This window comes from Sphingomonas leidyi, assembly GCF_011761945.1.
GTDB classification, from domain to species: domain Bacteria; phylum Pseudomonadota; class Alphaproteobacteria; order Sphingomonadales; family Sphingomonadaceae; genus Sphingomonas; species Sphingomonas leidyi.
The window spans coordinates 293,707-308,895 of record NZ_JAASQV010000001.1 but is presented as its reverse complement, the minus strand read 5'-3'; the positions used below and the strand labels follow the sequence as shown (position 1 = coordinate 308,895).

Here is a 15,189-nt window from a genome sequence, read left to right as displayed (position 1 = left end):
TGCGGGAATGCGGCGGAAGGAGAAAGCCCCCGCTTTCGCAGGGGCTTCAACTGGCTCAGGCCAGCTTGATCTCGACGTCGACGCCGGCAGCCAGGTCGAGCTTCATCAGCGCGTCCACGGTCTGCGGAGTCGGCTGCACGATGTCGAGCATGCGCTTGTAGGTGCGCACTTCGAACTGCTCGCGCGACTTCTTGTCGATGTGGGGGCCACGGTTGACCGTGAACTTCTCGATCTTCGTCGGAAGCGGGATCGGGCCACGGATGAGAGCGCCGGTGCGGCGCGCAGTGTCGGCGATGTCGCCGGTCGCCTGGTCGAGCACTCGATGATCGAACGCCTTCAGGCGAATACGGATATTCTGCGTTTCCATGTCCCTACCAATGCGAAAGAGCGGAGCCCGTTGCCGGACTTCTATGCTGTACCCAAAACCGAAGGCGCGCCCTTACAGCGGCCCTCATTAAAAGGCAACCGCCCGACACTCTTTTTTGAGAGCGCCGGGCGGCTGCTTTACTCAGTTCAAGCCTTGCGGCGTGTGCCCAAGCTTACTTCTGGATCTCGGCGACGACGCCGGCACCCACGGTGCGGCCGCCTTCGCGGATCGTGAAGCGCTGACCCACGTCCATGGCGATCGGCGCGATGAGCTTGATGCCCAGCGCGACGTTGTCGCCCGGCATCACCATCTCGGTGCCTTCCGGCAGCTCGATCGTGCCGGTCACGTCGGTGGTGCGGAAGTAGAACTGCGGACGATAGTTGGCGAAGAACGGCGTGTGACGGCCACCCTCGTCCTTCGACAGCACGTACACTTCCGACTTGAAGTCGGTGTGCGGCTTGATCGAACCCGGCTTGGCCAGAACCTGGCCACGCTCGACTTCGTCACGGCCCACGCCGCGGATCAGCGCGCCGATGTTGTCGCCGGCCTCGCCCTGGTCGAGCAGCTTGCGGAACATTTCGACGCCCGTGACGGTGGTCTTGCGGACGTTCTCCTGGATGCCGACGATCTCGACTTCCTCGCCCACCTTGACGACGCCGGTCTCGACGCGGCCGGTCACCACGGTGCCGCGGCCCGAGATCGAGAACACGTCTTCGATCGGCATCATGAACGGCTTGTCGAGCGGACGATCCGGCTGCGGGATCGACTCGTCGACGGCGGCCATGAGGGCCAGGATCGCGTCCTTGCCGAGCTTGTCGTCCGAGCCCGAGAGCGCGGCGGTGGCCGAACCACGGATGATCGGAATATTGTCGCCGTCGAACTCGCGACGCGACAGCTCTTCGCGGATCTCCATCTCGACGAGCTCGAGGATTTCCTCGTCGTCGACCAGGTCGACCTTGTTCAGGAACACGACCATGGTGGGCACGCCGACCTGACGGGCGAGCAGGATGTGCTCCTTGGTCTGCGGCATCGGGCCGTCGGTGGCGGCGACCACGAGGATCGCGCCGTCCATCTGCGCGGCGCCGGTGATCATGTTCTTCACATAGTCGGCGTGGCCCGGGCAGTCGACGTGCGCATAGTGACGCTTGTCGGTCTCATACTCGACGTGCGCGGTCGAGATGGTGATGCCGCGCTCGCGCTCTTCCGGAGCCTTGTCGATGTTGGCGAAGTCGACGGCGGCGTTACCCGCGACGTTCTCGGCCAGAACCTTGGTGATCGCGGCGGTCAGCGACGTCTTGCCATGGTCGACGTGGCCGATGGTGCCGATGTTGAGGTGCGGCTTGTTCCGCTCAAACTTTGCCTTCGCCATTGTTTTCCTACCTTCTGATCTCTGTTTCCGCGCCGCCAGGGGATTCGCCGGAAGGCGAGCCCCATAGCGGCTGATTCCTGGTTACGCCAGCTTCGCCTTCACTTCGTCGGCCACATTCGGCGGCACTTCGTCGTAATGCGAGAACTGCATGCTGTACTGCGCGCGGCCCTGGGTGAACGAGCGGAGCTGGTTCACATAGCCGAACATGTTGGCCAGCGGCACCATCGCCTCGACCGTCTGCGCGTTGCCGCGGCTGTCGGTGCCCTGGATCTGGCCACGGCGGCTGTTGATGTCGCCGATGACGTCGCCGAGATAATCCTCGGGCGTGACGACCTCGACCTTCATCACCGGCTCGAGCAGCTTGATGCCGGCCTTCTGGGCCGCTTCGCGCATCGCCGCGCGGGCGGTGATTTCGAACGCGAGCGCCGACGAGTCGACGTCGTGATACGCACCGTCATACAGCAGCACTTCGAAGTCGATGATCGGGAAGCCGACCAGCGAGCCGGTCATCGCCGTCTCGCGGAAGCCCTTCTCGATCGCCGGGATATACTCCTTCGGCACGTTGCCGCCCTTCACTTCGTCCTTGAAGACGAAGCCCGAGCCGCGCTCGCCCGGAGTCAGCTTGACCTTGACGCGGCCGAACTGGCCGGTGCCGCCCGACTGCTTCTTGTGCGTGTAGTCGATGTCCACCGGCTTCGCGAGATACTCGCGATACGCCACCTGCGGCGCGCCGACATTCGCCTCGACCTTGAACTCGCGCTTCATGCGGTCGACCAGGATCTCGAGATGGAGCTCGCCCATGCCCTTGATGATGGTCTGGCCCGATTCGTGATCGGTCGAAACGCGGAACGAGGGATCCTCGGCGGCCAGGCGGTTCAGGGCGAGGCCCATCTTCTCCTGGTCGGCCTTGGTCTTCGGTTCCACCGACAGCTCGATCACCGGCTCCGGGAACTCCATGCGCTCCAGGATGATCGGGTGCGCCGTGTCGCACAGCGTGTCGCCGGTCGTGGTCTCCTTGAGGCCCGCGATCGCGACGATGTCGCCGGCGCGCGCTTCCTCGATGTCCTCACGCGAGTTCGCGTGCATCAGGAGCATGCGGCCGATCTTCTCCTTCTTGTCCTTCACCGAGTTCAGATACTGGCCCTTGGTGAGGGTGCCCGAATAGATGCGGGCGAAGGTGAGCGAGCCGACGAACGGATCGTTCATGATCTTGAAGGCGAGCAGCGAAAGCGGCGCGGTGTCCGACGCCGGACGCGAATCCGGGGTCTCGCCGTCGAGCTTCACGCCCTGCACGTCGGGAATGTCGAGCGGGCTCGGCAGATAGTCGACCACGGCGTCGAGCAGGGGCTGCACGCCCTTGTTCTTGAACGCCGAGCCACAGACGATCGGAACGAACGAGAAGTTCAGCGTGCCCTTGCGGATCAGCTTCTTCAGGTCGGCAACCGACGGCTCGTTGCCCTCGAGATACGCTTCCATCAGCGCGTCGTCCTGCTCGACGGCCATTTCGATCAGCTCGGCACGCGCGGTCGCGGCGGCATCGGCCAGGTCGGCCGGGATGTCCTGATATTCGAACTTCGCGCCCAGCGACTCCTCGAGCCAGATGATCGCGCGGTTCTCGACCAGGTCGACCAGGCCCTTGAAACCGCCCTCGATGCCGATCGGGAGATACAGGACGGCCGGGCGGGCGCCCAGACGGTCCTTGATCATGTCGACGCAGCGCTCGAAGCTCGCGCCGGTGCGGTCGAGCTTGTTGACGAAGCACATGCGCGGAACCTTGTACTTCTCCGCCTGGCGCCACACCGTCTCCGACTGCGGCTCCACGCCGGCGACGCCGTCGAAGCAGGCGACCGCACCGTCGAGCACGCGCAGCGAACGCTCGACTTCGATGGTGAAGTCGACGTGGCCCGGGGTGTCGATGATGTTGATCAGGTGCTCTTCACCCTTGCCCTCTTCCGCGCGCCACTTGCACGTCGTTGCGGCCGACGTGATGGTGATGCCGCGCTCCTGCTCCTGCTCCATCCAGTCCATCGTCGCGGTGCCTTCGTGCACTTCGCCGATCTTGTAGGACTTGCCGGTGTAGTAGAGGATGCGCTCGGTCGTCGTCGTCTTGCCGGCGTCGATGTGCGCCATGATGCCGATATTGCGGTAACGCTCGAGCGGATGGCTGCGGGCCATGACCTGGTTTCCTTAAGGATGTGGGGAGCCGGACGATCCGGCTCCCCGATATGTAGGAACGAAAATTTCCAGCGCCAGACGTGCCGGCGCTGGAGAAAGACTTACCAGCGGTAGTGGCTGAAGGCGCGGTTCGCCTCGGCCATACGGTGGGTGTCTTCGCGCTTCTTCACTGCGTTGCCGCGGTTGTTCGAAGCGTCGAGCAGCTCGCCCGAGAGGCGGGCCGACATGGTGTTCTCGCTGCGGTTGCGGGCCGACGAGATCAGCCAGCGGATCGCGAGCGCCTGGGCACGCTCCGGACGGACTTCCACCGGCACCTGATAGGTCGCACCGCCGACGCGGCGGCTGCGGACCTCGATGCCCGGCTTGATGTTGTTCAGCGCGTCATGGAACACGCCGATCGGATCGCGCTTGGCGCGGGTCTCGACGGTTTCCAGGGCCGAATAGACGATGCCCTCGGCGACGGACTTCTTGCCGTCCAGCATCACCGAGTTCATGAACTTCGAAAGAACAATGTCACCGAACTTGGGGTCCGGCAGGATTTCCCGCTTTTCGGGGCGACGACGACGAGCCATCTGAAACTTCCTTTACAAACTTCAGCCGATCCGGAACCCGTCCGGGGCTTACTATGGCTGTGATTACTTCGGACGCTTGGCGCCGTACTTCGAACGCGACTGGCGACGGTCCTTGACACCCTGGGTATCGAGCACGCCGCGCAGGACGTGATAGCGCACGCCCGGAAGGTCGCGCACACGGCCGCCGCGGATCAGCACCACCGAGTGCTCCTGCAGGTTGTGGCCTTCGCCCGGGATGTACGAGATGACTTCGCGCTGGTTGGTCAGGCGGACCTTGGCAACCTTGCGGAGCGCCGAGTTCGGCTTCTTCGGAGTCGTCGTGTAGACGCGGGTGCAGACGCCGCGCTTCTGCGGGTTCTGCTCCATCGCAGGGACCTTCGACTTGGTCTTCTGCAGTTCGCGGCCCTTGCGGACCAGCTGGTTGATCGTCGGCATGAAGCCCTTCACCTTATGTTACCGGCATGGCCGGCGGTTACTTTGCTGGAACCCTGGTACGAGAAATACGAAAAGGCCCCGGGTGTCCTTGACCCCCCGGGCCATTGCGTCTCCAGCAACGTTCAGCTCTTGCCCCGCGCGGGATATGCGCCGGAATACCGGCCCCTCGCGGAACGGGGGCGCCTATAGCGACGGGCAGCGAGCGGGTCAACTGAGTCGGCCGGAGGATAAGAGAGCGTCAACCTCCGCCGGGCTAGAGCCGGCGGATGGTTCGTCACGCTCCCCGCTTCAAGCCCCTTGCCGCCGCGCTGGCCGCGCTGGCCGCGACTCTGCTGCTGGGCGGCTTCGGCCCGGCGCTCGCCAGCCCCGCCGGCCTGCTCTCCTGGGAGCTGTTCGGGCTCGCGCTCACCGGTGGCGCGGGCTTCCTCGGCTGGCACCTCGCCCAGCTGACCGCCCTGCCCCCCGGCCCGGCCGCGCGGGCGGCGCTACCCGCCGCGCTCGTGCCGCTGATCGTCTTTCCGCACATCGGCGCCGCCGCCCTGCTCGTGCCCGCGGCGCTCGCCGTCACGCTGTTGCCGGCCGAGCGATTCGCCGTGGTGCTGGCGCTCGCCGGCACGCTTGCCGCGCTTGGCGCCGGCCCCCTCGCCGCGACGGCCGCCGGCGGGACGATGCTGGCCGCCGCATGGCGTTGCCGCGCCCGCTGCCCCGCCGCGAACGACAATCCCTCTCTGGAACGCGTGCCCCGCTTTTGGCCGCGCTTTTCGCCGATGCCTGCTTCCCTGCATTATGCTAGGGAAATCGCCAGGGATTCGGGTTCCGAATTGGGGAGTAGCGTGAATGTTCAACGGTAATAATCGTGGTCGCGATCGCGACGAACGTCCGGCGATGCCGCCGGCACCGCCGCAGCAGAGCAGCGGCAACGGGGGCAAGCGCGGCATGTTCTCGGTGATCGGTCCGGACGTGACCGTGACCGGCAATGTTTCGGCGAGCGCGGACCTGCACATCGACGGCCGCATCGAAGGCGACGTCAATTGCGGCAGCCTGGCCCAGGGCGCCGACAGCCAGGTCTTCGGCAACGTCACCGCCGAGACCGCGCGTCTCGCCGGCGCGATCGAAGGCACGGTGCGCGTGCGCCAGCTCACCATCGAGCGCTCGGCCAAGATCACCGGCGATGTCGAATATGAGAACATCACCATCGAGAATGGCGGCCATATCGACGGGCGCCTGAAGCACATGAGCACCGTCCCGGCAGCGGCCCCGGCGGGCCCGCGCCCGGTCGAGGCTGCGCCTTCTCCCTTTGCGGCGGCGGCGAACGAATAGGCTTTGGTTTCTCGCGAAACCGGAAAGGGCGCGTTCCCCGGCGGAACGCGCCCTTTCCTTTTGCACTCCTCTTCCCCGCGTCGGAGTGAAGCGGGAAGGTGCGCCTATAGCCCCCTCACCTTGTCCAGCTGCGCCCGCACTTCCGGCACGCTCTTCGCGGCAAAGGCCCTGAGCGCCGGCACGGTGCCGTTCGCGGCATAATCCTCGACCGCCGCCAGCACCTTCTCCTGCGCGGCCGCCTGTTGCGCCTTGTAGGTGGCGTCGAAGTCCGCGCCCGTCGCCTGGCGCAGCGTCTCCAGGTCCGCGGCCTGCTCGGCGCTCGGCCTGGGATCGGGAACGATCGCCGGCCGCGCCCTCGCGCCCGCGGCCCCCAGGCCGGCAGTCGATTCGGCGCACGCCCGCACCATTGCTCCGCCAAGATCCCTGAGCGCAGGCGCGGTCGCCTTTTGCCGGGCAAGCTTGCCCGCTTCCATCCCATAGGCGTTGCTCGCGCCGACCGTGTCGGCGAAGGCCTGGCCGGTCGTCGCTACCGCGCCAGCCGCAACGTTCGCGCCGTTTCCAGGGAGGATCGTGTCGGGGGCGACGATATTGTCGACCGTGGTGATCGGCTCGCTGCCGCCACAGGCGCCCAGTGCGAAGGCCGGCCCCAGACCGAGCGCGAAGAAGTATCTGTCCATCCAGGCATTCCTCCTGTTTTCAGGAAAAGGAACGCGAGCATGCGGGCGCCGTTCCGGCTATCGCGGCGCGACGCGGCGAACCGAGGGAGATACCGAATGACCGACTGGACCCAGGCACATGACGGCGGCTGCCGCTGCGGCGAACTGCGCTTCCGCCTGACCGGCGCGCCGATGCTGACCAGCGCCTGCCACTGCACCGGCTGCCAGAAGATGACCGGCAGCGCCTTCTCGCTCACGCTGACCATGCCCACCGCTGCCTTCGAACTGCTCCGGGGCGAGCCGGTGATCGGCGGGCTGCACGGCCCCGTCGCCCATCACTATCACTGCGATCGCTGCAAGAGCTGGGTCTTCACCCGGGCCGAAGGGATCGACTGGTTCGTCAATGTCCGCACGACGATGCTCGACGCGCCCGACGACCGGCCGCCGTTCCTGGAGACCTGGGCCGGCGAGAAGCTCCCCTGGGTCGAGACCGGTGCGGTGCACAGCTATCCGGGCGATCCCGACTGGAACGACTGGGAGACGCTGACCGGGGAATATGCCCGGCGGAGCTGACGGCCCGAGCGGGGATATCACGCCTTCAGCGGATCATGCCCCCAGTTCATCAGCGAGTAGCGCCAGCGCGAAGTGGGAATCCGATACTCCTCGTGCGGCCCCTGCGCGCGGTGGCGGGCGACGAAGCCGACCACCTTGCGCATGTGCGCATAGTCGCCGCCGTCGAGATCCTCCTCCGGCGTCCGCAGGATGCCGACGATCCGGCGGCCAGAGGCATGGCCCACGCTCTCCCCGCCATCCCGCTTGAGGCCGACCTTGCGGCTCTCCGCGGTCTCCAGCCAGTCCTCGATCTCTTCCGGCGCCATGTTCACCACTTCGTGAAACTTGCGCCGGATCTCCTCATGGTCGTCGCGTTGGGCCACCCGTCTCTCCGTTAACGTCATGTTACCCATGCGTAACGGTTCCCCCTATCAGGGGTTTCCCGTAGCGGCGGATTTATCCGGCCGCATCGGTGTAAGTTTCTCCGACAGGTGGCAGCGCGATCCGCGCCGCGAAGCTCGTCGCTCCGATCAGCAGCAATGCCGCGAGCGCGATCCGCCGGCCGCGCCGCGGCATGGGCGTGCCCGCCACCAGCGCAGCGGCCAGCCCGGTCGCGAGCATCGCCCACAGATGGTAGCGATAGTCGGCGGCGACGCTGATCACCAGGAACGCCAGCTCGGTCAGCACCGCGGACAGCGCGAGCGTGACCGCGAGCCGGCTGCGCGAGCCGTCGTGCCGCCAGGCCAGCGCCAGCACCGCGAGCGCCGCGGTCAGCCACAATATCGGCGCGCCGAGCGGACTCTCGGCGAGCATCCCCGCAAGCTGCTGGAACGGTTCGCTTCGTGGCGACGGCGAGCCAATCCCCAGCATGTTGGGCTCCGAATCCCATTGGGGCGCAGCCAGCGGATAGCGCCAGGGGACCAGCCAGCGCATCGTCGCATTCCAATGCGCCAGCCGATGCTCGGCATAGGCGACCGGATGGCGCGCGATCGTCAGCAGCCAGGCTTCGGTGAGCTTGCGGCCCGGCGCAGTGATCGCAAGCCCCTCCGCCACAAAGTCGCAGCGATCGCCGAGCGGATCCCAGAGGATGGGCCGGATGCACCGCTCCGCCTCGGCCGCGCGCCACACCTCTGCCGGCAGCACCGGCACCGCCTCCGGGCCGGCATGATGCGCGATGCCGGCCAGATCATAGGTCGGCAGCGCCCGTCCGACCTCGCTGGCGCCGGCGCGCAGCAGCCCGTGATTGACCAGCGGCAGCGCCGCGAGCACCGCGACCATTGCCGCCAGCATCATCGCCCCGCGCCGCACCGGGCGCCGCCACGTCCCCGCCCCCAACAGCCCGAAAGCGAGCGGCACGGTGGCGAACACCGCGTTGATGCGGACCAGCGTCGCATAGAGCAGCAACAGGCCGACGAGCAGCACCGCCCAGCGCGGCAGCGGCCGGTCCTGCAGCCGCCACCAGGCGGCGAGGCCGGTGGCGGCGAGCAGCGCGCCTGCCATCTGCGCGTCCTTCAGCACCATCACCTGCCAGCCGGCGATCGGCGGCCAGATGCCGAGCAGCAGCACCGCGATCGCCGCGATCCGCGCGCCCTGCCGGGCCAGCGCCGCCGCGAACAGGCCCAGGCCGATCCAGCAGAGCAGCATCTGGATCAGGAACATCGGCGCCTGGCCGTGCCAGCCCGCCGCATGGAACAGCGCCCAGAGCCGCGCCATCACCGGCGGGTGCCAGTCGTCATAGCTGCCGGAGCGCAGCTGGGCATATTGGTTGAGCGTGTCGAACATCGCGACGCCCGGCCAGAACAGCGCGAGCATGGCGAGGCAGAGCAGCAAAGCGGCGAGCGCCGCCCGGGCCGCGGGCGACACGCGCCTCAACGCAGGGCTCCTAGCCGATCTTGCGGCCGAACACCGGGCGCGGCGGGGCGTCGCCCCGGGGGAAGGCCGTGGGCGCTTCGGGCATCGCCTCCCCGGCCGCCGCCTTGCGCGCGAGATAGCGGTCGAGCGCGGCATCGGCGTCGAAGCTCGACCCCTCCTCCTCCACATCGCCCTTCTTCGCCGTCGCGGGACCGCGCGGAGTGATGACCAGCTTGAGCAGCCGGAAAGCAAGCGGGGCGCAGAAGAGCAGCCCTATCGCGCCCAGCCCGAGTATCGTCGGCCCCAGCCCCTGGGTGAAATCTCCGCCGTTCCAGCCTTCGAAGCCGGTGAAATAGAACAGCAGCCCCCCGATGAAGACGAGGGGGAGCAGCGACAGGATCAGCTTGAACATGCGCACGCCGAATCTCCGACCAGTTCGGGCGAACATGGCAGGAGATCGGCAACAAAGCGTGAAGACCGGCTAGATGTGGAGCGCGCGGCCATAGGCGCCGAGCACGGCTTCGTGCATCGTCTCGCTGATCGTCGGGTGCGGGAACACCGTCTCCATCAGCTCCGCCTCGGTCGTCTCCAGCGTCTTGCCGATCGTATAGCCCTGGATCATCTCGGTCACTTCCGCGCCGATCATGTGCGCGCCGAGCAACTCGCCGGTCTTGGCGTCGAACACCGTCTTCACAAAGCCCTCGGCCTCGCCCAGCGCGATCGCCTTGCCGTTGCCGATGAAGGGGAAGTTGCCGACCTTCACTTCATAGCCTGCTTCCCTGGCCTTGGCCTCGGTGAGGCCGACCGACGCGATCTGCGGGTGGCAATAGGTGCAGCCCGGGATGTTGCGCACGTCCATCGCGTGCGGATGCTTGCCGGCGATCGCCTCGGCAGCGATCACGCCCTCATGGCTGGCCTTGTGCGCGAGGAACGGCGGCGCGGTGACGTCGCCGATCGCATAGAGGCCGGGCACATTGGTCTTGCAGGCCGCATCGGTGACGATATGGCCGCGCTCGGTCTTCACGCCCAGCGTCTCCAGCCCGATATTCTCGGTGTTCGGCACGATGCCGACCGCGACGATGACGTGGCTGAACGCCTCGACGGTGACCTTGCCGTCCTTGCCCTTGATCGAGGCCTTCACGCCCGAACCCGTCACGTCGATCTTCTCGACGCCGGTCGCGGTGCGGATGTCCATCCCCTGCTTCTTGAACTGCTTCTCCAGATGCGCGGAGACGTCCTTGTCCTCCACCGGCACGATCCGGTCGAGCATCTCGACGATGGTCACCTCGGCACCCATGTCGTTGTAGAAGCTGGCAAACTCCACGCCGATCGCGCCCGAGCCGATGACGAGCAGCTTGGTCGGCATCTCGGGGGGAGTCATCGCGGTGCGATAGGTCCAGATCCGCTTGCCGTCCGCCGGGGCGAAGGGCAGGTCGCGGGCGCGGGCGCCGGTGGCGACGATGATGTTCTTCGCCTCGAGATCGGTCTTCTTGCCGTCCTCCGAAGTCACGGTCAGCTTGCCCGGCGCAGTCAGCACGCCGGTGCCCATGTGCACCGTGATCTTGTTCTTCTTCATCAGGTGCGTGACGCCCTGGTTGAGTTGCTTGGCGACGCCGCGCGAACGCTTCACCACTGCGTCCAGGTCGGCGCTGATCTTCTCGGCGACCAGCCCGTAATCCTTGGCGTGCTGCATATAGTGATAGATCTCGGACGAGCGGAGCAGCGCCTTGGTGGGGATGCAGCCCCAGTTGAGGCAGATGCCGCCCAGCAGCTCGCGCTCGACGATCGCCGTCTTGAGGCCGAGCTGCGCGGCGCGGATCGCCGCGACATAGCCGCCGGGGCCCGAACCGAGCACGATCACGTCATAGGTGTCAGCCAAGGGGGGAGTCCTTCCGCTTATAGGTTCTGTATCAGATAGGGTTGGCCGGGGCCGCGTCCACCGGCCGCGGCCGCTTGTGCTCGTCCACCGCGACGAACACGAACTGCGCCTGGGTGACCAGGCAGCTTTCCTCGGAATGCCGGGCGCGGCGCCAGGACTGGACGTCGATCGTCATCGAGGTGCGCCCCACCTTGACGATGTCGGCGAACACCGAGACTTCGTCGCCCACCGAGACCGGCGCGTGGAACTTCATGCCCTCCACCGCGACGGTGACCGCCCGCCCGCGCGCATGGCGCGCGGCGACCAGCCCGGCAGCCAGGTCCATCTGGCCCATCAGCCAGCCGCCGAAGATATCGCCATAGGCATTGGCATCCGCAGGCATGGTGCTCACGCGAATCGCCGGCTGCTGCTGCGGGGGCGTGGCGCCACCCTCAACCATCGGCACGCGGCTCCGTGCCGGCCGGCCTGGCCCCGGCGAGCCGCGCCTTGTCCTCGGCAAAGGCCCGGCGCACCGGGCCGACGCCCATCAGCACCACGGCGATCATGCAGGCATAGCCGACCAGCCAGATGTCGCCGGTCGCGCGCGGATAGGACCAGGCGGCCGCCGCGGAAATCAACGCCGCGGCGATCAGCCCGATCGCGATGTGCACCACTTCGATCAGCACGCGCATGGCCGCGCCCTCCGGTTCAGGCGATCATCCCGAAGGGATTCTCGACGAGCTCCTTGAAGATCTTCATCATCTCGGCGCCATCAGCACCGTCGATCGCACGATGATCGAAGCTGCCGGTGGCCGACATCACCGTCGCCACGCCCAGCGCGTCGTCGACGATGTACGGGCGCTTCTCGCCGGCGCCGATCGCCATGATCATGCCCTGGGGCGGATTGATCACCGCCTCGAACTGCTTGATGCCGAACATGCCCATGTTCGAGAGCGACGCGGTGCCGCCCTGATATTCCTCGGGCTTCAGCTTGCCGTCGCGGGCGCGCGCCGCCAGGTCTTTCATCTCGGTCGAGATCGCCGAGACCGCCTTGTTCGCCGCGTCGCGGATGATCGGCGTGATCAGCCCGGTCGGAGTCGAGACGGCCACCGACACGTCGGACCGGCTGTACTTGATCAGCTGGTCGCCGGTGTAGGTGACGTTGCACTTGGGCGCCTGGGCCAGCGCCACGCCGAGCGCCTTGATCAGCAGGTCGTTGACCGACAGCTTCACGCCGCGCGCCTCGAGCGCCTTGTTCAGGTCGCCGCGCAGCTTGAGCAGAGCGTCGAGCCGGATGTCGAGCGTGAGATAGATGTGCGGGACGGTCTGCTTCGACTCGGTGAGGCGGCGCGCGATCGTCTTGCGGATGTTCGAGAGCTTCTCGGCCTCGTGCGGGATCGATTCGTCCCACCAGACCGGCTTGTGCTCGGCCGGAGCGGCTGCGGCAGGAGCGGCCGCAACGGGCGCCTGTGCGGCGGCAGGGGCGGCGCCCGGCTTCGCGCCCTCGATGTCCGCCTTCACGATGCGGCCGTTCGGGCCCGAGCCGGCGACGCCGGTCAGGTCGACGCCCTTTTCGGCGGCAAGGCGCTTGGCGAGCGGGCTCGCCTTGACCCGGTCGCCCGAGGCGGCGGCCGGCTGGGCCGGGGCGGGCGCCGGAGCCGGCGCGGCGGCCGGAGTCGGCGCCGGAGCGGCAGCCGCCGCAGGCGCGGGCGCGGGCGCGGGCGCCGGAGTCGGCACCGGCGACGCGGCGGCCGAGGAGACGTCCTCGCCCTCGCCCGCCAGCACGGCGATCACGGTACCGACCTTCACATTGTCGGTGCCTTCGGGGACGAGGATCCTGGCGATGACGCCTTCATCCACCGCTTCGAACTCCATGGTCGCCTTGTCGGTCTCGATCTCGGCCATGAGGTCGCCGGACTTCACCGTGTCGCCCTCCTTCACGAGCCACTTGGCGAGGGTGCCCTCTTCCATGGTGGGGGAAAGCGCAGGCATCTTGATTTCGATCGACATGAAGGTTCCCGTCATTGGAGCCCGGAACAGGTTCGGGCCCTCTTTGCGCCGCCCCCGCCCCGGGTCAAGAGACGCGCTTGCAGGAATTGACGCTACGGGGCACGTAACGCACGACCAAGAGGAACCTTCCATGCGCACCTATCTGGTGGTGATCGACGAAAGCCCGGAAGCCGAGATCGCGCTGCGCTTCGCCGCGCGGCGTGCAGTGAAGACCGGCGGCAACGTCGAGATCCTCGCGCTGATTCCCAAGCCGGACTTCGTCCAATGGGGCGGCGTGATGGCCACGATCGAGGAGGAAGCGCGCGAACGCGCCGAGGCGCTGGTCGCACGCGCGGCCGGCACGCTGTTCGCCGAATCGGGGCTCCAGCCTTCGATCACCGTGCGCGAAGGCGACGGGCCCAAGATCGTCCACGAGATGATCGCCGCCAATCGCGACATCGCCGCCCTGGTCCTCGGTGCCGCGGCAAGCGGGCCGCCGGGCCCGATGGTCACGCATTTCTCCGGATCGGATGCCGGCAAGCTGCCCGTGCCGCTGATGGTGATTCCCGGCGCGCTCGACATGGATGCGATCGACCGGCTGAGTTGAACTATCGCGTCGAACTACTGCGCGAGGCGCCCCCAGCTCGTCGCGCCGGCGCTTGTCCCCGGGGGTCACGGCCGGGGCGATTGACCCACCCCCGCTCCCCCGCCACTCTCGCTGCATGCGCATTCTCGCCCTCGCTCCGCTCCTCCTCGCTGTCCCCGCCATTGCCCAGGCCCAGGAAAGGCCCGATCCCGCCCGGCTGAAGGCCAGCGTCGAGAAGCTGGTCGGCTTCGGCACCCGCCACACCCTTTCGGACGCGGACCACCCCAGCCGCGGCATCGGCGCCGCCCGCCGCTGGTTCGCGGCCGAACTCGCGAAGCTCGGCGACCAGTGCGATTGCATCGAAGTGGCCAATATCGCGCGCGGCTTCACCGGCCCCCGCGCGCCGAACGGCGTACAGATCGTCGACGTGCTCGGCTTTCAGGCGGGCAGCGATCCCAGGCGAGTCGTCATCGTGATGGGCCATATCGACAGCCGGGTCGGCGACGTGATGAACGCCACCGCCGATGCCCCCGGCGCCAATGACGATGCCTCCGGCGTCGCGCTGGTGCTCGAGGCGGCGCGCATCCTCTCCAGGGAAAAGTTCCGGGCGACGATTGTCTATGCTGCGCTCTCCGGCGAGGAGCAGGGGCTGTTCGGCGGCCAGCTGCTCGCCGAGACTGCAAGGGAACGTGGCTGGACGGTCACCGCGGTGCTCAACAACGACATCGTCGGCAACACGGTCGGCACCGACGGACGCAAGGTGGCGGACCGCGTGCGCATCTTCTCCGAAAGCTTCGGCGAGAATGACGCCCCCCAGGCGCTCCAGGGCCTGCGTGCCGATGGCGGCGAGGACGACGGCCCCTCGCGCGCGCTCGCCAAGGCGATCGGCCAGGTCGCAGGCACGCTCCCCGGCGGGCTCGACGCCTTCCTCGTCCGCCGGCCCGACCGGTTCGGCCGCGGCGGCGATCATTCGCCGTTCCAGAAGCTCGGCTATCCGGCGGTGCGCTTCTCGGTGGGGATCGAGAATTACGACGCGCAGCACCAGGATCTCGCCCCCGGCAAGGGCGACACGGTCGACCGCATGGACTTTCCCTATCTGGCCGGAGTGACGGCGCTCAACGTCGCGACGATCCGCCGCCTGGCCGCGGCGCCGGCCGCGCCGGACAAGGTGACGATCGGCGGCGCGCTCGCTTCCGACACCTCGGTGAAATGGGCCGCGGTGCCCGGCGCGGCCAAGTACCGCGTCCACTGGCGCCGAGCCGATGCGCGCGACTGGACGAACCATCTCGACGTCACCGGCACCGAAGTCAGCCTGAAAGGCGTGATCGTCGACGACAATTTCGTCGGGGTGTCCGCGATCGGCGCGGACGGAGCGGAGAGCCTGGTGGCGTTCGGACGGCGCTGAAGCGCGCCAGCTCCCCGCCCTTCCGGGGAGGGGAGCCTATTCTCGCAATATGGG

Annotated in this window: 18 protein-coding genes; 5 read left to right on the top strand and 13 right to left on the bottom strand. The window is 67.6% G+C overall.

Translation table 11 applies throughout. The features are described 5' to 3' along the window. Positions 1–55: 55 nt before the first annotated feature. From rpsJ to rpsL, 5 genes are all read right to left on the bottom strand, one after another. Positions 56–367 carry a 30S ribosomal protein S10 gene (gene rpsJ / locus FHR20_RS01630; protein ID WP_029936463.1) on the bottom strand — a complete coding sequence of 104 codons (312 nt, stop codon included), beginning with the start codon at positions 365–367 and terminating at the stop codon, positions 56–58. A 172-nt stretch (positions 368–539) separates the two neighbouring features. Then, complete coding sequence (gene tuf / locus FHR20_RS01625; protein ID WP_086128638.1) at positions 540–1,736, bottom strand: elongation factor Tu; 1,197 nt, start codon at positions 1,734–1,736, stop codon at positions 540–542. 81 nt (positions 1,737–1,817) lie between these two features. Next, positions 1,818–3,911: an elongation factor G gene (fusA, locus tag FHR20_RS01620; RefSeq protein ID WP_167297945.1), complete on the bottom strand. Its 2,094-nt coding sequence runs from the start codon at positions 3,909–3,911 to the stop codon at positions 1,818–1,820. 101 nt (positions 3,912–4,012) lie between these two features. Beyond that, positions 4,013–4,483 (bottom strand): 30S ribosomal protein S7, encoded by a 471-nt coding sequence (gene rpsG / locus FHR20_RS01615; RefSeq protein WP_086128636.1) that lies wholly within the window; start codon positions 4,481–4,483, stop codon positions 4,013–4,015. A gap of 63 nt (positions 4,484–4,546) precedes the next feature. Then, positions 4,547–4,918, bottom strand: coding sequence for a 30S ribosomal protein S12 (gene rpsL / locus FHR20_RS01610; protein WP_086129340.1), 372 nt, complete (start codon positions 4,916–4,918; stop codon positions 4,547–4,549). A gap of 266 nt (positions 4,919–5,184) precedes the next feature. Between rpsL and FHR20_RS01605 the strand changes: the two genes are divergently transcribed. Further along, complete coding sequence (locus FHR20_RS01605) at positions 5,185–5,769, top strand: hypothetical protein (protein WP_167297944.1); 585 nt, start codon at positions 5,185–5,187, stop codon at positions 5,767–5,769. After that, positions 5,756–6,238 carry a bactofilin family protein gene (locus tag FHR20_RS01600; protein ID WP_167297943.1) on the top strand — a complete coding sequence of 161 codons (483 nt, stop codon included), beginning with the start codon at positions 5,756–5,758 and terminating at the stop codon, positions 6,236–6,238. Before FHR20_RS01605 ends, FHR20_RS01600 begins: the two co-directional genes overlap by 14 nt. A gap of 104 nt (positions 6,239–6,342) precedes the next feature. On the opposite strand, the gene FHR20_RS01595 is transcribed toward FHR20_RS01600, so the two are convergent. Next, on the bottom strand, positions 6,343–6,915 hold the full coding sequence (locus tag FHR20_RS01595; protein ID WP_167297942.1) for a DUF4142 domain-containing protein: 573 nt from the start codon (positions 6,913–6,915) through the stop codon (positions 6,343–6,345). A gap of 96 nt (positions 6,916–7,011) precedes the next feature. Between FHR20_RS01595 and FHR20_RS01590 the strand changes: the two genes are divergently transcribed. Next, positions 7,012–7,467, top strand: a complete 456-nt coding sequence (locus FHR20_RS01590; protein WP_167297941.1) for a GFA family protein — start codon at positions 7,012–7,014, stop codon at positions 7,465–7,467. A gap of 17 nt (positions 7,468–7,484) precedes the next feature. Here FHR20_RS01590 and FHR20_RS01585 read toward each other — a convergent pair whose 3' ends face one another. The 7 genes from FHR20_RS01585 to FHR20_RS01555 all read right to left on the bottom strand — a co-directional run bounded on the left by FHR20_RS01585 (position 7,485) and on the right by FHR20_RS01555 (position 13,165). Then, positions 7,485–7,829 carry a DUF3140 domain-containing protein gene (locus FHR20_RS01585; protein WP_286713571.1) on the bottom strand — a complete coding sequence of 115 codons (345 nt, stop codon included), beginning with the start codon at positions 7,827–7,829 and terminating at the stop codon, positions 7,485–7,487. 73 nt (positions 7,830–7,902) lie between these two features. After that, positions 7,903–9,309, bottom strand: coding sequence for a hypothetical protein (locus FHR20_RS01580; protein WP_341786426.1), 1,407 nt, complete (start codon positions 9,307–9,309; stop codon positions 7,903–7,905). Positions 9,310–9,328: 19 nt separating this feature from the next. Further along, a complete protein-coding gene (locus FHR20_RS01575) occupies positions 9,329–9,715 on the bottom strand; it encodes a hypothetical protein (protein WP_167297938.1) in 387 nt (128 codons plus the stop codon). Positions 9,716–9,778: 63 nt separating this feature from the next. Then, a complete protein-coding gene (lpdA, locus tag FHR20_RS01570; protein ID WP_167297937.1) occupies positions 9,779–11,176 on the bottom strand; it encodes a dihydrolipoyl dehydrogenase in 1,398 nt (465 codons plus the stop codon). 31 nt (positions 11,177–11,207) lie between these two features. Next, the gene (locus FHR20_RS01565; protein WP_167297936.1) at positions 11,208–11,615 is read right to left on the bottom strand and encodes an acyl-CoA thioesterase; all 408 of its coding nucleotides are present in this window, start codon (positions 11,613–11,615) and stop codon (positions 11,208–11,210) included. Then, complete coding sequence (locus tag FHR20_RS01560) at positions 11,608–11,847, bottom strand: hypothetical protein (RefSeq protein ID WP_167297935.1); 240 nt, start codon at positions 11,845–11,847, stop codon at positions 11,608–11,610. Before FHR20_RS01560 ends, FHR20_RS01565 begins: the two co-directional genes overlap by 8 nt. A 16-nt stretch (positions 11,848–11,863) precedes the next feature. After that, positions 11,864–13,165, bottom strand: a complete 1,302-nt coding sequence (locus FHR20_RS01555; RefSeq protein WP_167297934.1) for a pyruvate dehydrogenase complex dihydrolipoamide acetyltransferase — start codon at positions 13,163–13,165, stop codon at positions 11,864–11,866. 130 nt (positions 13,166–13,295) lie between these two features. Between FHR20_RS01555 and FHR20_RS01550 the strand changes: the two genes are divergently transcribed. Both FHR20_RS01550 and FHR20_RS01545 read left to right on the top strand, forming a co-directional pair. Next, positions 13,296–13,751 (top strand): universal stress protein, encoded by a 456-nt coding sequence (locus FHR20_RS01550; RefSeq protein ID WP_086128624.1) that lies wholly within the window; start codon positions 13,296–13,298, stop codon positions 13,749–13,751. A gap of 115 nt (positions 13,752–13,866) precedes the next feature. Beyond that, positions 13,867–15,135 (top strand): M20/M25/M40 family metallo-hydrolase, encoded by a 1,269-nt coding sequence (locus tag FHR20_RS01545; RefSeq protein ID WP_167297933.1) that lies wholly within the window; start codon positions 13,867–13,869, stop codon positions 15,133–15,135. Positions 15,136–15,189 lie beyond the last annotated feature (54 nt).

What these genes read in the sequence shown, in the direction of transcription:
- rpsJ (WP_029936463.1), bottom strand. Translation starts at nt 367, where the DNA reads ATGGAAACGCAGAATATCCGTATTCGCCTGAAGGCGTTCGATCATCGA.
- tuf (WP_086128638.1), bottom strand. Translation starts at nt 1,736, where the DNA reads ATGGCGAAGGCAAAGTTTGAGCGGAACAAGCCGCACCTCAACATCGGC.
- fusA (WP_167297945.1), bottom strand. Translation starts at nt 3,911, where the DNA reads ATGGCCCGCAGCCATCCGCTCGAGCGTTACCGCAATATCGGCATCATG.
- rpsG (WP_086128636.1), bottom strand. Translation starts at nt 4,483, where the DNA reads ATGGCTCGTCGTCGTCGCCCCGAAAAGCGGGAAATCCTGCCGGACCCC.
- rpsL (WP_086129340.1), bottom strand. Translation starts at nt 4,918, where the DNA reads ATGCCGACGATCAACCAGCTGGTCCGCAAGGGCCGCGAACTGCAGAAG.
- FHR20_RS01605 (WP_167297944.1), top strand. Translation starts at nt 5,185, where the DNA reads ATGGTTCGTCACGCTCCCCGCTTCAAGCCCCTTGCCGCCGCGCTGGCC.
- FHR20_RS01600 (WP_167297943.1), top strand. Translation starts at nt 5,756, where the DNA reads ATGTTCAACGGTAATAATCGTGGTCGCGATCGCGACGAACGTCCGGCG.
- FHR20_RS01595 (WP_167297942.1), bottom strand. Translation starts at nt 6,915, where the DNA reads ATGGACAGATACTTCTTCGCGCTCGGTCTGGGGCCGGCCTTCGCACTG.
- FHR20_RS01590 (WP_167297941.1), top strand. Translation starts at nt 7,012, where the DNA reads ATGACCGACTGGACCCAGGCACATGACGGCGGCTGCCGCTGCGGCGAA.
- FHR20_RS01565 (WP_167297936.1), bottom strand. Translation starts at nt 11,615, where the DNA reads ATGGTTGAGGGTGGCGCCACGCCCCCGCAGCAGCAGCCGGCGATTCGC.
- FHR20_RS01560 (WP_167297935.1), bottom strand. Translation starts at nt 11,847, where the DNA reads ATGCGCGTGCTGATCGAAGTGGTGCACATCGCGATCGGGCTGATCGCC.
- FHR20_RS01555 (WP_167297934.1), bottom strand. Translation starts at nt 13,165, where the DNA reads ATGTCGATCGAAATCAAGATGCCTGCGCTTTCCCCCACCATGGAAGAG.
- FHR20_RS01550 (WP_086128624.1), top strand. Translation starts at nt 13,296, where the DNA reads ATGCGCACCTATCTGGTGGTGATCGACGAAAGCCCGGAAGCCGAGATC.
- FHR20_RS01545 (WP_167297933.1), top strand. Translation starts at nt 13,867, where the DNA reads ATGCGCATTCTCGCCCTCGCTCCGCTCCTCCTCGCTGTCCCCGCCATT.